Origin of the sequence: Pseudomonas sp. B5(2017), from assembly GCF_002112825.1 — a bacterium.
Classification (GTDB): domain Bacteria; phylum Pseudomonadota; class Gammaproteobacteria; order Pseudomonadales; family Pseudomonadaceae; genus Aquipseudomonas; species Aquipseudomonas putida_Z.
This window is the reverse complement of record NZ_NEIR01000009.1, coordinates 73,967-88,471: the sequence shown is the minus strand read 5'-3', so window position 1 is coordinate 88,471 and position 14,505 is coordinate 73,967. Positions and strand designations below refer to the sequence as shown.

The 14,505-nt window shown below is 65.1% G+C and carries 10 protein-coding genes; 2 read left to right on the top strand and 8 right to left on the bottom strand.

Annotated features, from left to right (window positions below; genetic code table 11):
* Nucleotides 1-154 precede the first annotated feature (154 nt).
* The 8 genes from CAG00_RS15200 to CAG00_RS15165 all read right to left on the bottom strand — a co-directional run bounded on the left by CAG00_RS15200 (nucleotide 155) and on the right by CAG00_RS15165 (nucleotide 11,083).
* Entirely contained in the window at nucleotides 155-1,942 is a 1,788-nt protein-coding gene (locus CAG00_RS15200; RefSeq protein ID WP_085664636.1) for an ABC transporter ATP-binding protein, read from the bottom strand.
* 21 nt (nucleotides 1,943-1,963) lie between these two features.
* Complete coding sequence (locus tag CAG00_RS15195) at nucleotides 1,964-3,613, bottom strand: ABC transporter ATP-binding protein (RefSeq protein WP_085664635.1); 1,650 nt, start codon at nucleotides 3,611-3,613, stop codon at nucleotides 1,964-1,966.
* Nucleotides 3,610-4,458, bottom strand: coding sequence for an ABC transporter permease (locus CAG00_RS15190; protein WP_085664634.1), 849 nt, complete (start codon nucleotides 4,456-4,458; stop codon nucleotides 3,610-3,612). Before CAG00_RS15190 ends, CAG00_RS15195 begins: the two co-directional genes overlap by 4 nt.
* A gap of 298 nt (nucleotides 4,459-4,756) precedes the next feature.
* Entirely contained in the window at nucleotides 4,757-5,812 is a 1,056-nt protein-coding gene (locus CAG00_RS15185) for an NADP(H)-dependent aldo-keto reductase (RefSeq protein ID WP_085664633.1), read from the bottom strand.
* Nucleotides 5,813-5,967: 155 nt separating this feature from the next.
* Nucleotides 5,968-7,290 carry an LLM class flavin-dependent oxidoreductase gene (locus CAG00_RS15180; RefSeq protein WP_085664632.1) on the bottom strand — a complete coding sequence of 441 codons (1,323 nt, stop codon included), beginning with the start codon at nucleotides 7,288-7,290 and terminating at the stop codon, nucleotides 5,968-5,970.
* Between the two features lie 14 nt (nucleotides 7,291-7,304).
* The gene (locus CAG00_RS15175; protein ID WP_085664631.1) at nucleotides 7,305-8,549 is read right to left on the bottom strand and encodes an acyl-CoA dehydrogenase family protein; all 1,245 of its coding nucleotides are present in this window, start codon (nucleotides 8,547-8,549) and stop codon (nucleotides 7,305-7,307) included.
* Between the two features lie 21 nt (nucleotides 8,550-8,570).
* Nucleotides 8,571-9,503: an ABC transporter permease gene (locus tag CAG00_RS15170; RefSeq protein WP_025339885.1), complete on the bottom strand. Its 933-nt coding sequence runs from the start codon at nucleotides 9,501-9,503 to the stop codon at nucleotides 8,571-8,573.
* Nucleotides 9,500-11,083 (bottom strand): ABC transporter substrate-binding protein, encoded by a 1,584-nt coding sequence (locus CAG00_RS15165; protein WP_139832785.1) that lies wholly within the window; start codon nucleotides 11,081-11,083, stop codon nucleotides 9,500-9,502. The genes CAG00_RS15170 and CAG00_RS15165 overlap by 4 nt, the downstream gene beginning before the upstream one ends.
* 655 nt (nucleotides 11,084-11,738) lie before the next feature.
* Between CAG00_RS15165 and CAG00_RS15160 the strand changes: the two genes are divergently transcribed.
* Together CAG00_RS15160 and CAG00_RS15155 are read left to right on the top strand one after the other, a co-directional pair.
* Complete coding sequence (locus CAG00_RS15160) at nucleotides 11,739-13,850, top strand: TonB-dependent receptor domain-containing protein (protein ID WP_085664629.1); 2,112 nt, start codon at nucleotides 11,739-11,741, stop codon at nucleotides 13,848-13,850.
* 199 nt (nucleotides 13,851-14,049) lie between these two features.
* The gene (locus CAG00_RS15155) at nucleotides 14,050-14,361 is read left to right on the top strand and encodes a hypothetical protein (protein ID WP_025339888.1); all 312 of its coding nucleotides are present in this window, start codon (nucleotides 14,050-14,052) and stop codon (nucleotides 14,359-14,361) included.
* Nucleotides 14,362-14,505: the final 144 nt, after the last annotated feature.

Here is a 14,505-nt window from a genome sequence, read left to right as displayed (position 1 = left end):
CGGGTTCAAGAGGTTGATTTTGTTGGGGTTTGCCGAGGGTGAGGTGCTGTTGCGGGGGCAAAGTGTGTGAGGGCTGTTCGAATGGCAACAGTGCTGTTCCGGCCTGTCGCCAGCCAGCTGGCGACAGGCCGCGCTCGAGGGCCCGTTGCGGGGCTCAGGCCGCCTCCCCTTGCCGGCTCCACAGCCGATGGTAATACCCCCGCCGCGCCAGCAGCTGCGCATGGCTGCCATCCTCGACAATGCGCCCGTCCTCGAACACCACGATCCGGTCAAGGTGCGCCACGGTCGACAGCCGGTGTGCCACCACGATCACCGTCTTGTCGTCCATGATCTCGTCGAGCTTGTCCTGGATATAGCGCTCGGTGATCGAGTCGAGGCTTGACGTGGCTTCGTCCATCACCAGGATCGGCGCGTTCTTCAACAGCACCCGGGCGATGGCGATACGCTGACGCTGCCCGCCGGACAGCTTCACACCACGCTCGCCCACCAGCGATTCGAAGCCCTGCTCCATGGCTTCGATGAAATCCCGGGCACCGGCCCGGTCGATGGCAGCGGCCAACGCATCGTCGCCAGCTTCCAGGCAGCCATAGTGGATGTTCTCGCGAATGCTGCGGTGGAACAGCCCCGGCTCCTGCGGAATCAGCCCGACCTGCTGGTGCAGCGAATGCTGGGTCACCGTGCGCACGTCCTGCCCGTCGATCAGCACCTGGCCCTCATCCACGTCGTACAACCGTAGCAACAACCCGAGCAAGGTCGATTTGCCCGAGCCGGACGCCCCCACCAGGCCGACCCGTTGGCCCGCCGGAATATGCAGGTTCAGGTGCTGAAAGATCGGCCGCCCGGGGTGATAGCCAAAGGTCACGTCGGCAAAATGCACCTCGCCCCGCTCCACTTTCAACGACGTTGCGCCGGCCGTGTCGCGTACCTCGTGTGGCCGCACCAGGGTGCGCACGCCATTGGCGATATTGCCCATGGCCTCGAAGAACTCCAGCAAGCGCCGCGACAGCCCGGCCACATCCGTGATGATCATCAGCGACAGGCTGGTAGCGGTAACGAAGGTGGCGATATCGATGCTGCCGCGCTGCCACAACCACAGCGCCAGCAGCAGGATGCCAAGCTTGAGCAGCACCCCGCAGCTGTTCTGCAGCCAGCGAATCTTCTCCATGTAACCGAGCGAGCGGTCTGCCGCTACCACCTCGTGGTCGAGGAACTTGCCCAGGTAACCATGCTCGTAGGGGTGGCGGGCGAACAGCCGGATATTGGTGAGGTTGGTCACCGCGTCCACCACCTTGCCGGTGCTGACGCTGCGCGCTGCGGCAAAGTCGCGGGCCAGCGGGTGGCTGCGCCTGGCCAGGAACCAGCACAGGATGAGAAAACCGACCGCCCACAGGCCCATGAATGCCGCCAGCCAAGCGTTTGCGGTGGCCAGCAGGATGACTGCCAGGGCCAGGGTCACAAGCAGCGGGATGAGATCGAAGATCAGGATCGCCAGGGTCTGCGTAGTGCCGATCGAGACCTCGCTGATACGGTGCGCCAATGCCCCGGCGAACTCGCTGGTGATGTAGCGATGCGAATGGCGTTGCAGGTAGGCGAACAAGGCCTGGGTCACCGCGCGCCGCTGACGGGGCACGGTGTAGATATGCAAGCCACTGGCGGCACGCGTGCTGACCATCTCGAGCACCAGCATCAAGGCAAAACCCGCCAGCGGCCAGCGCAATGCCGTGACGACCTGGCTCGCGTCCAGGCCCTGGCTGACCAGACGGGTGATCTGGCCAAGTTGCCAAGGGACCAGCACGGCGCAGACCATGGCGAAGGTCTGCAAGGCGAGCATGCCGGAGTAGGCCACCGGGTGGCGCAGGATGAATGCGCGAAGGAAGGCCTGCGGGGTGTCTGGCAGGTGACGGATGTCCCAACCATCGGGCAGGCGGCGGGTAGATGTCACAGTGTTCTCCTTGTGTCTTGCCTACACGGCGATGCGACTGAACCAGCTTGGCCGCGCCGCCGGAAGATGAGGCACGGCGTCGAGCAAGGCGCGGGTATAGGCCTGACGCGGCTGGCCGAGCACCTGGGCTGCCGCCCCTTGCTCCACCACCCTTCCCCCTTGCATCACCAACACGTGGTCACTGACCTGCTCCACCACCCCAAGGTCGTGGGAGATGAACAGGCAAGCCAGGTTCAGCTCCGCCTTGAGTTCGGCCAGCAATGCCAGGATTCGCGCCTGCACCGACACATCCAGCGCCGAGACCGGTTCGTCCAGCACCAGCACCCTTGGCTTCATGGCCAGCGCCCGGGCAATCGCGATGCGCTGCCGCTGCCCGCCCGACAACTCCAGCGGGCGGCGGTCGAGCAACCCCACCGGCAACTGCACCCGCTCCAGCAACGCCGCCGCCTCGGTGCGCTGCAACGCACGCGGTACACCCGCATGCGCCAGCGCCTCGGCCAATACCCGCAGCACGGTGTAGCGTGGGTCGAACGAGGCCTGCGGGTCCTGGAACACCACCTGGATCCCCTGCCGTGCCTGGCGCTGCTGCGCGGCAGACAACGCAAGCCAATCCTGCCCGGCCAGTTGCAGGCTGCCTTGCTCCGGCCGCTCCAGCCCCAGCAGGATGCGCCCCAGCGTGCTCTTGCCGGAACCGGACTCGCCCACCACGCCAAGGGTTTGCCCGGCGCGCAACTGCAGCGACACATCGTCCAGCACCTGACGCAGCCGGCCGTCCGGCCCGACAAAGGCCTTGCTCAGGCCGCGCGCCTCCAGCACCACGGGTTGTTCGTCCACGCCATCCTCCACCAGCGCCAGGGCCGGCGCCGCCGGACGTTTGAAATGTACCGCCCGAGCCGCGCTCAGCAGGCGCTGGGTGTAGGGGTCCTGCGGGTCCTGCAGGATCTGTTCGACACTGCCCTGCTCCACTACCACCCCATGGCGCATCACCGCCACCCAGTCGGCCAGGCGCGCGACCACGGCCAGGTCATGGCTGACCATCAACAGGCTGTTGTCGCGCTCGCGCAGGTGTTCCAGCAGGTCGAGAATCTGTGCCTGCACCGTGGCGTCCAGCGCGGTGGTGGGCTCGTCAGCGATCAACAGGCGTGGCTGACAGGCGATGGCCGAGGCGATCAGGGCGCGCTGCCTGAGGCCACCGGAAAGCTGCCACGGGTATTGCCGGGCACGGACTTCGGGTTCAGGCACCCCGACCTGGCGCAACAGCTCAAGTACCCGCAGACGGCGCTGCTCCGCGGCCAGGTCGGTGTGCAACAGCAATGGCTCTTCGATCTCTGCACCCACGCGTCGCAGTGGGTCGAGCGAACCCAGCGCATCCTGCATGACAAAGCCGATGTGCTCGCCACGCAAGCGCTGCCACGCGCGCTCATCGAACTGGCGCAGGTCCTGCCCGGCAAAGGCCAGGCGCTGCGCCTGCACATGGGCACCGGCCCCGGTCAGGCCGACCAGGGTACGCGCCGTGACGCTCTTGCCCGAGCCCGATTCGCCCACCAGTGCCAGGCACTGCCCTGCGCGCAACTGCAGGTCGACGCCGTGCACCACTGGCACACCATTGAAGCTCACGTGCAGGCCGCAGATGTCCACCAGCGGTGCCTGGTTCTTCTCGAAGATGTTCATGCGCGTCTGCCCTCGCTACGGCGCAGCCAGTCTCGGCCGATGACGGTGATGGAAATGACGGTCAGGGTGATCGCCAGCGCAGGCCAGGCCATCAGCCAGGGCGCGTTGGCCATGAAGTTGCGCGCCACTGCCATCATCGCGCCCCACTCCGGCGCGGGCGGCGGTGCGCCGAAGCCGAGGAAGCTCAGCGCAGCGGCGGCGGTGATGGCGCCACCCAGGCCGATGCAGGCCAGGATCAGCACGGGTTGGACTGCGTTGGGCAGCACATGCCAGAACACCACCGCCAAGGGCCTGCGGCCCAGCGTGACGGCTGCTTCGACGAAGCTGGCACGCCGGATGGTCAGGGTCTGGGCGCGTACCAGGCGCGCATAGCGCGGCACCGAGGCGATGCCGACGGCAAGGATCAGGTTGCTGGTGCCTTGGCCGAACAGGGTGATGATGACCAGCGCCAGTAGCAGGTCCGGGAAGGCCAGCAGCACATCGACGGCGCGCATCAGCAGGTTGTCCAGCCAGGCTGGAGCCAGGCCGGCGAGCAAGCCGAGCAGCGTGCCCAGGCCAAGCCCGACCAGGGTGGCGGCCAGGCCGATGAAGAGCGATGGGCGGGCGCCATGGATCAGGCGGCTGAGGACGTCACGGCCGTTCTCGTCACTCCCCAGCCAGAAGGCGGGGCTTGGCGGGTGGTAAGCCAGGCGGGCGTCGGCGGCCAACGGGTCGGTTGGCGAGAGCCAGTCGGGGAAGGTTACTGCGAGCAGTATCAGGCCCAATGTGATCCAGGCCAGCGCCAGGCCAGGGCGAACCTGCCAGCTGCTGGTCACTGTGTTTGGTATGGATACGATCGCGTTCATGTCTGTCCTTCTTGTGTCGCCTGTACTGGCCTCTTCGCGGGTAAACCCGCTCCCACAGGACCACCGAAAAAGCTGAATCCGTGCGGTCCCTGTGGGAGGCTAGGGCGAACCTTCCAGCTACTGGGCACTGTGTTTGGTATGGATACGATCGCGTTCATGTCTGTCCTTCTTGTGTCGCCTGTACTGGCCTCTTCGCGGGTAAACCCGCTCCCACAGGATCACCGCAACGGCTGAATCCGTGCGGTCCCTGTGGGAGCGGCTTCAGCCGCGAACAAGGGCGAAGCCCTTGCCATGTGGGCTACGGTGCCGGGTTGGGAATACGGCGGTGCAGGGCCTGGATCTCGGCCAGTACTTCATCGCTCAGTTGCACATCCAGTGCACTCAGGTTTTCCTGCAGCTGCAGCAAGGTGGTCTGCCCGGTAATGGCACTGGCCACGAACGGCTGGCGTATGACGAAAGCCAGGGCCAGTTGCGCCGGTGTCAGCCCATGCTCCCGCGCAATCCGCACGTAGCTGGCAATCGCGTCGTTGGCCTCCTCGCTGCCGTAGCGATTGAACGTGCGATACACCGACGACAATCGCGAACCCTCCGGCCTTGCCCCGTTCAGGTACTTGCCGGTCAACGCCCCGAACGCCAGCGGCGAATAGGCCAACAGGCTGATCCCTTCGCGATGGCTGAACTCCGACAGGCCATTCTCGTACAAGCGATTGAGCAGGCTGTACGGGTTCTGGATGCTGGCAATGCGCGCCAGGCCCTTGTCCTCGCTGTGCCGCAGAAACTGCGCCACACCCCACGGTGTTTCGTTGGAGACACCGATATGGCGCACCTTGCCGGCCTTTACCTGTTCGTCCAGCACCGCAAGGGTTTCTTCGATGGCTGCCGTCTGCGGATGGTCGTCGACGTAGGGGTATTCACGGATGCCAAAGAAGTTGCTGGTGCGGTCGGGCCAGTGCAGTTGGTAGAGGTCCAGGTAGTCGGTGTGCAGGCGGCGCAGGCTGCCCTCCAGGGCCGCGACGATGTTCTTGCGGTCGTGGTGCGACAGGCCATCGCGGATGTGCACCTGGCCGCCTGGGTCACGGGCCGGGCCGGCGATCTTGCTGGCCAACAGGACCTTGTCGCGGTTGCCGCGGGCCGCGAGCCAGGTGCCGATGTAGCGCTCGGTGGTGGTCCAGGTTTCAGCGCGGGTAGGTGTGGGGTACATCTCGGCGGTGTCGATGAAGTTGATGCCTGCAGCAAGGGCAGCGTCCAGTTGCTGGTGAGCATCCTGTTCGCTGTTCTGGTGCCCCCAGGTCATGGTGCCGAGGCTGAGCAGGCTGACTTGCAGGTTGGTGTGGCCGAGTGGGCGGTAGCGCATGGGTGCATCCTTTTGAATGTGTGTCGGGTTTCAAATCCTGGGGCTGCCTTGCAGCCCATCGCGGCAAGCAAGCTCCCACAGGATCACCACAGGTTTTGGGTTTGCCCGGCACCTGTGGGAGCTGGCTTGCCCGCGATTGGGGCGCAAAGCGCCCCCTAAGCAGCGAACTGGTTGTGTGCCTTGGGCAACCCCAGGTGCTCACGCAGGGTGGTGCCGGTGTATTCGGTGCGGAACAACCCACGTTTCTGCAGCAGCGGCACCACCTCTTCGACGAACACCCGAGCACCCGACGGGAACATGTCGGGCATGATGTTGAAACCATCCCCCGCCCCCGCCAGGAACCACTCGGCCAGGGTATCGGCAACCTGTTCCGGGGTACCGACGGCCAACCGGTGCCCGACCAGAATCCGCCGCGACAGCTGGCGAATGGTCAGGTTCTCGCTGCGCGCCAGGTTCAACTGGGCCTCCAGAAAACCATGCGACCCCCGCTCGAAATCTGCCACCGCGCCAATTCGCGCCCAAGGCAATGGCGCATCCGGATCCAGCTCGCTGGCATCGATGCCGATACGCCCCGCCACCTGCTGCAACAGGCCGTGCTCGCCATGCCAGGCATTGAGTTCGTCGAAGCGTGCATGGGCCTCGGCCTCGGTGCTGCCGATCACGGTCGACAGGCCGGGCATGATCTTCAGGTGCTGCGGGTCACGGCCCCAGGCTTTGGCCCGTGCCTTCATCTCCCGATAGAACGCCTGCCCGTCGGCCAGGGTGGTCTGGGTGGTGAAGATCGCATCGGCATAGCGCGAACCCAGTGCCTTGCCACCTTCGGAAGAGCCAGCCTGCACCAGTACCGGCCTGCCCTGCGGCGAGCGCGGCAGGTTCAGCGGCCCCTTGACCTGAAAGTGCTTGCCCTTGAAATCCAGGGTGTGGACCTTGCCCGGGTCGGCGAAACGGCCGGCGCTGCGGTCACCGATGATCGCGTCGTCCTCCCAGCTGTCCCAAAGCTTCAGGGTCACGTCGACGAACTCCTCGGCCCGTCCGTAGCGGTCCACATGCAACGGTGCGCCAGCCAGGCCGAAGTTGTGTGCTGCCGCGTCACCGGCATTGGTCACCACATTCCAGGCTGCGCGGCCGCCGCTAATGTGGTCCAGCGAGGCAATTCGCCGGGCCAGGTTGAAAGGTTCGTTGTAAGTGCTGGAGCAGGTCGCGATCACCCCGATGCGCTCGGTGGCGGCCGCCACTGCGGTAAGCAGCACGGTCGGCTCCAGGCGCCCGCCGGGCTGGGCGGACACATCCGGCGGCAACGCCGGGCCATCGGCAAGGAAGATCGCATCCAGGCAACCGCGCTCGGAAATACGCGCGATATCGCGGTAATAGTTGACGTCGATATAGGCGTCGATTGCCGCCTCACCCTGGCGCCAGGCGCCGGAATGCGAGCCGAAGCCGAGGATGTTCATGCCCAGGCTCATCTGTTTCATGGTCATGCCGGTTCTCCTGATCAGACTGCGCTGGCTTCGTCGCCGCTGCCCTGCCCTTCGCTGGCGCTGGCATGAAGGGCACGCCAGGCCTGGGCCGGGCTGATGCCATTGAGGTAGTAGTTGCCCAACGCCTGCTCGCGGTAGATCGCCGGGTTGTGCGAAGCCAGGGTGCGGGCATTGCGCCAGTGGCGGTCGAGGCGCCGGGCATTGCTGGTGGCCGATGCGCCGCCGACTTCGAACAACAAGGTGCTCGCTTCCAGCACTTGCGGCAGGACGATCTGCTGCGCCTGAAAGGCATGGATCTCGGCGTCGGTGTAAAGCTGCTCGGCTACCTCCCCGTGCTGGCCGGCTTCGTACACCGCCTGCAGGCTCTGGCCCACGGCGGTGACTTGCGCATTGGCGGCGAAGGCCAGGCTCGACAGGCGACCGATCACCGCCTGCACCCGCGGGTCTGCGGCCGGCTGCGACTGCCCCGGCACACCGAAGGCGCGGGTGCGGCCCTGGACGAACGCTACGGCATCGGCCAGTACCGCCTGGCCGATACCCGCCAGGGTGGCCAGATGCACCGCCTGGTAGAACGCGGTGAGGTACGACTCGGCACGCAACTCGCCCTTGGCGAAACGGCGCAGCAAATGCTGCGGCTGCACGCTGACCCGGGTGAAACGGGTGGTGCCACTGCCAGTCAGCCGCTGGCCGAAGCCGTCCCAATCGTCGACCCGCTCCACGCCCGGCGCACGGGTCGGCACCACGAGGCTGACAAAGTCGTCGCCATGGTTGGCCACTGCCGCCACCCAATCGGCGTACAACGTGCCGGTGCAGTAGTACTTTTCGCCGTCCAGGCGGTAACCGCCTTCGTCTTCGCTCAACTGCACGCTATTGCCGGTACTGTCGGTGCGCTCGGCCATGGCCGCGCCCCATAGTTCACCGGCGACCACGCGGGCTAACCAGTAGTCCTGGGAGGCGGCGTCGCCGGACGACAGCCGCCCTTCGACGAAGCCGAAGTGGGCGCGGAAGATTTGCGGCAGGTTGGAATCGGCCTGCCCCAGGCGCACCAGCTGGCGCAGCAACTGCGGCAAGGTTGCGCCTGAGCCGCCGTGGCTGCGTGGCACGCGCAGGGCACCGAAGCGGGCCTCGCGCAACCAGGCCACCGGCTCATGGGCCAGGGTGCGCTGCTGCTCGCGGGCCACCGCGCCTTCGGCAATACGCGCATAGATCGGCGCAAAACGCGCATCCAGTTCGGCATCGGTAATCGTGGTTTGGCTCATGATGGTTCCTTTCTCGTGAATTCAGACGCGTGCGGTGCGCGGGTCGATGGCCTGGGTCGCCAGGTCCACCAGCAGGTTGACCAGCACGTAGATCGCTGCCGCCAGCAGGGTTACGCCGAGCACCAGTGGCACGTCCTTGCTGGCGGTAGCGTCGAGCATCAAACGGCCAATGCCTTGGCGGCCGAACAGCAGCTCCAGCACCACGGCGCCGCCGAGCAGGCTGGCGAACACGTAGCCGGCCAGGGTCACCAGCGGCACCAGGGCATGGCGCAGGGCGTGGCGCAGACGCACAGCGATATCCCCCATGCCACGTGCACGGGCCTGGGTGATGAAGGGTTGTTCCAGTACCTGCTCCAGCGACTGGCGCAACACTTGTGCAAGCACCGCCGCGATCGGCAGCGCCAGGGCCAGGCTCGGGAGCACCAGCGAGCGCCAACCGCTGGACCCGGACGGCGGTAGCCAATGGAAGTGAAACGCGAAGGCCAGCAGCAGCACCGTGCCGATCACGAAGTTGGGGGCCGAGGACAGCAACAGCTCGATGCCCGACACCACCGCGCGTAAACGCCGCCCGCGGTTGGCGGTGAGCAGCGCCGAGGCCACTGCCAGCAGCACCGCCAGCACAGCCGCGCTGCTGGCCAGCGCCAAGGTCGCGGCGGCCTGCTCGCCAATCGCCTGGCCAACCGGTATGCGCAACCGGTACGACTCGCCCAGGTCGCCCTTGGCCAGGCGCGCCAGGTAGTGGCCGTATTGCACCCACAGCGGTTGATCGAGGCCGTATTCGGCGCGCACCTGGGCCAGCAGCGCCTCGCTCGGCATGGCATCCGGGCCGCCGAGGATCGCCAGGGCGGTGTCGCCACCGCTGTGTTGCATGCCAAGGAAGGTCAGGCTGGCCGCCGCCCATAGCACGATCACACCGTCACGCAGGCGGCGCAGCAAGATGATCAGCAGTTTCATGGTTGCTCCTTTGCCAGCCACACGCTGGTAAACAGGGGAACGTTGTGCGAACCATCGAACAGCACGCCGCCGACTGCGTTGCGGTACGCCAGCAGCATCTGGCTTTCCACCGAGGGCACGGCCGGCACGGTCTCGCCCAGGCGTTGCTGGGCCCGGCGATACAGCTCGCGGCGCTGCGTCGGGTCGGTGCTGCGCCGGGCGGCACCGAGCAACTGGTCGAGGGTGGCGTCACGGAAGTGGCCGACGTTCTGGCCGATCATTCGTGCGCTGGGGATGGATTGGCTGTGGTAGAGGATGTACAGGCCATCGGCCGTGTTGGTGTGCCAGTAGCCACCGCCGATGGCGTCGAAGTTGCCGAGGTAACGCAGCTCCATGACCTTGCTGAGCGGCAGCAGCTCGATGCGCAGGTCGAAGCCGACCTTGCGCAGGTCTGCCTGGGCAGCCACCGGAACATTGGCCGGGAACGCCGGGTTGTCATAGGTCAGCAAGGTCGCCCCGAGGCGCCGGCCATCACGGCTGCGATAGCCTTCGCCGTCACGCCCGGTCCAGCCGGCGGCGTCGAGCAAGCGCCCTGCTTCGACCGGGTCGAAGGCCAGGGCATCGCGGGCCACCGGGTCATAGCCGGGGGTATTCACGGCGAGGAAGTCCCCCTTGGCCAGGTACTCGCCGAAGCCGGAGATCCATGCCAGGCCATCACGGTCGATGGCCTTGGCCACGGCCTGGCGCACCCGCACGTCATCGAACGGCGCACGGTCGACATTGAAGGTGATGCTGCGCGACGGGTTGCCCTTGCGAATGCGGTTGCGCAGGGTCAGCTTCGGGTTGGCGCGGATCGCCGCGGCATTCTGCGCCGGTGCGTCCAGGGCCATGTCGCTGTCGGCAGCCTCCAGGGAGGTGTAGCGGATCATCGCTTCGGGCACGTAGCTGAGCTCGATGCCGTCCAGGTAGGCCTCGCCCTGGTGGTTGATTGCCGGCGGTGCCCAGTTGTACCCCGGGCGGCGGACAAAGCTGGCACGCTGGTCGCGCACCCAGCCGGTCAGCACGAAAGGCCCGGTGCCGATGGGCTGGCTGGCGATGGTCTTCGGCGCCTCGAGGATCTGCCGTGGCGAGATCATCCCCAGCCAGGCCTGCGACAGCACATCGAGAAACGGCGCATAGGGCGCACGCAGGGTCGCCTCGAATGTGTACTCGTCCACCACCCGCCCCTTCAGGTACGGCGCGATATAGGCGGCGGCCAGTGGCGACTTGGTCACGGGGTCACGCATGTGTTCGAGGTTGACCCGCACCGCCTCGGCGTTGAAGCGCTCGCCATCGCTGAAAGTGACGTCGTCACGCAGGTGGAAGGTGTAGGTCAGGCCGTCGGCGCTGATGTCCCAGCTTTTCGCCAGCCACGGCGTGAGGGTGCCGTCCTCGGCCTGGTACACCAGGCAGTCGAACAGGATGCGGCCCATCCACTGCATGTTGCCATTGGACAGCGCGTGTATATCGAAGCTGCCAGCGTCGCTCGCCGCCGACACGCGCAGGATGCCACCGCGCTTGCCGGGCTGCTGCTCGACGAAGTCGCTGGCCGGGTAGCGCATCACGCCGTTCACTTCGCTGAGCGCTTCGCCCTTGAGCAGCGCCTGGCTCTGCGCGGACGTGGCGGGTGAGCAGACGGCAACCAACAGCGCACTGGCCACCAGGCATGTATTGAATAATCGGGAATTCGGCTGCACAGCGGGCCCTTTGTATAGACGGCTACATAAAGGGCTATTGCAGTTGTCGTGCCAGCGTTAACACTGCGCATTCATTGAGGCTAGTTCAAACCGCCTGACGCATTAACCATACAAACTGTTTCATCCCTGTTGCGCTGACAACATCCAACCCTTTGGGCTGCGCTGTCGCGTAGATAACTGAAATTGCAAGCAATCCGCATCCCCTGTGGGAGCGGCTTCAGCCGCGAATAATCCAACGCGGTGCATGGCACCGGCTGCGCCGGTGTTCGCGGCTAAAGCCGCTCCCACAGGTTGCACCATAGCATTCGGATATTTGGATATAACCTGCACTGTTCCGCAAACAACAGGAGCGCAACAAAATTTGCTGTTTTATTCAGCACTTCACACTAAAACTTTGGCCACACCCCCAAACTTCCGGCCTTTCGCCAGCTGGCACAGAAACTGCTCTTACACATTTCGACAGGCCTGACTATTCCCATAGAACGCCGAGGACCTACGATGACTTGCAAGGAATTGAACGATGCGTGCGATTCAACCCCAACCACTGCGCCTGGCCATCCGCCACGCCGCCCTGGCCACCGCGGCCACGGCCCTGCTGGCCCCGATCACGGTACTGGCCGCTGAGCAAACCCTGGGCACGGTGACCGTGCAGGCCGCCAAGCAATCCGAAGTACAACAGGCCGCCAGCGCCCTGGCCGAGGTGCCCGGCGGCACCAGCGTGGTCGACAGCGAAGAGGTCGCCAAAGGCCGCACTGCCACACTGCAGGACACCCTCGGCTACCAGCCCGGGGTATTCGTGCAGTCCACCGGCGGCAACGACGCGGCGAAGATCTCGATCCGCGGCTCCGGTGCCAATACCTCGCCCGGCTATTTCCGTGAGGGCATCAAGTTCCTGTTCGACGGCCTGCCGCTGACCGGCCCTGGCGGCACACCCTATGAATTCCTCAACGCCAGCGGCGTGAACTACACCGAAATCCTGCGCGGCGCCAACGCCTTTCAATATGGCGCGCTGACCCTCGGCGGCGCGGTCAACTTCGTCAACCACAGCGGCTACAGCGCCCCCGGCCTGCGCGTGCGCGCCGAAGCCGGCAGCTACCACTACCAGAAGCAGAGCATCAGCTACGGTGGGGTCGAGGGCGACCTGGACTACTACCTGCAGGCCGACAACTACCGCAACGAGGGTTTCCGCGACTACAGCCTGTCGAAGAGCTCGGGCATCGTCGCCAATGCCGGCTACCGCTTCAGCCCCAAGCTGGAAACCCGCCTGCTGCTGCGCTACCGCGACGAAACCCACAACGACCCCAGCGCCACCACCCTCGACGCCGCGCTGCACCACCCGCGCCGCGCCAGCGCCACCGCCGAGACCAGCGGTGCCGGTGCACGCCGCCCGGGCAGCATCTGGGTGGGCAGCAAGACCACTTATACCTTTGACGACGATGCACGGCTGACCTTCGGCCTGTCGTATCACGACTATCGCCACACCAACAGCCCGCGCAGCCCGAGCAATCCCAGTTACTGGGACTGGCACGACCTCGGCCTGCTGCTGGGCTACGACCGGGTCGACTACCTGTTCGGCCACGAAAGCCGCAGCAGCATCGCCTTCACCTCCACCCAGCACCTGCGTGGCGGGGTGAACTCGGCCAACGACGACAAGCTGTCGCTCAAGCAGGTCAACTACAAGGATTCGTTCGACCGGGTGATCGCCCTGGGCAACGATATCAACCTGGTCGACAACCTCTGGCTCACCAGCGGCGTGTCGTTCATCAACGTGCGGCGCAAGATCAACATCGACCACGCGGTGAACCCCAACACCACCAACTTCCCGCAGCATGTGGACTACGACAACTGGAGCGTCGCCCCGCGCATCGGCCTGCGCTACGAGTTCAGCCCGAACCTGCAGGTATTCACCAACTTCAGCCGCAGCATCGACCCGCCTGCTTCCTGGGAATATTCGGGCTCCGGGCCGACCCTGCCTTACATCCGCCCGCTGGTGGAGCAGAAGGCCAACACCTTCGAGGTCGGTATCAAGGGCTCGCACGGCATCTTCGATGGCAGCCTGGCACTGTACCGCTCGTGGATCCACGACGAGCTGCTGAATGTGCAGATCATCCCCGCCACATCATCGTCGGCAGCGGTCACCGGTGCCTTCAACGCCTCACCGACCATCCACCAGGGTGTCGAGGCCGGCCTCAACACCCGTCTCTGGGAAAACCCGCAGGGCGACCTGGTACGCTGGCGCCAGGTGTACACCTACAACGACTTCTACTACCGGCATGACGACACCTTCGGCGACAACCAGTTGCCGGGCGTGCCCAAGCACATCTACCAGGGCGAGCTGCAGTATCAGGACCACAGCGGCTGGTACACCGGAATCAACGTGCAGTCGGCCTCGCGCACGGCAGTGGACTATGCCAATACCCTGTATGCGCCGTCGTACACCATCTGGGGGGCGAACCTGGGGTATGAGGCACCGAAGGGCAACTGGAAGGTGTCGCTGGACCTGAAGAACCTGGCAAACAAGGCGTACGTGACGGCGGTGACGCCGGTGTACAACGCGCGCGGGCAGGATACTGCGTCGTTCTGGCCCGGGGATGGGATTGGCGCGTACGTGGGGGTCGAGTTCAGGTACTGACCACGCAGCAACGTGGTTGATAGCGCGTCCATTACGCATTCGAAATCGAGCGCCGCCCCACGGCGCTCGGTTTCCAGGAGCGCTATTCGCACCGAAGGGCTTCACGGTGCAAGTGGAAGGTTTCAGCATTGACCTGAATCAATCAAACGCCATAGGCGGTGTTGTAAACAGCACACCAAACATATGGGAATGCAGTTTGATGAGCGAGTCCAACCCGGCAACCAGAATTATCTGCAACAATCTTGAACTGGCCGATCAATTGCGCCAGCTGTTGGCGCCCATAGCACCCGATTGCGAAGTGCTGAGTACGCCTGGCAATTGCAGCGCCGTACCACTTTGCCGCTGGCTCGGGGAAGCAAAGTTGGGCTCGGCTGGGCAGGTACAGGCCGCTTTGCTGGATGCCACCGAGGTTCTCGAACAGACCCGACACGCCTTCAAATCCCGCGAACTGGGGCTACTGCGGCGACGCTTGGTTGCATTGCTGGATAAATTGTCGGAAGATCCCCAGTGATGTGAATGTGCCATCACCAGGTTCCGCCCTGCGGGAACCGGCTTTGCCGAGCAGGATAATAGGCCTGAAAGACGAAGCGCCGTGGCAACAAGTTCTTGAACAGAACTTGTTGCCACGGCGCTTTTTTTTGGTTCAGCGGAAAGG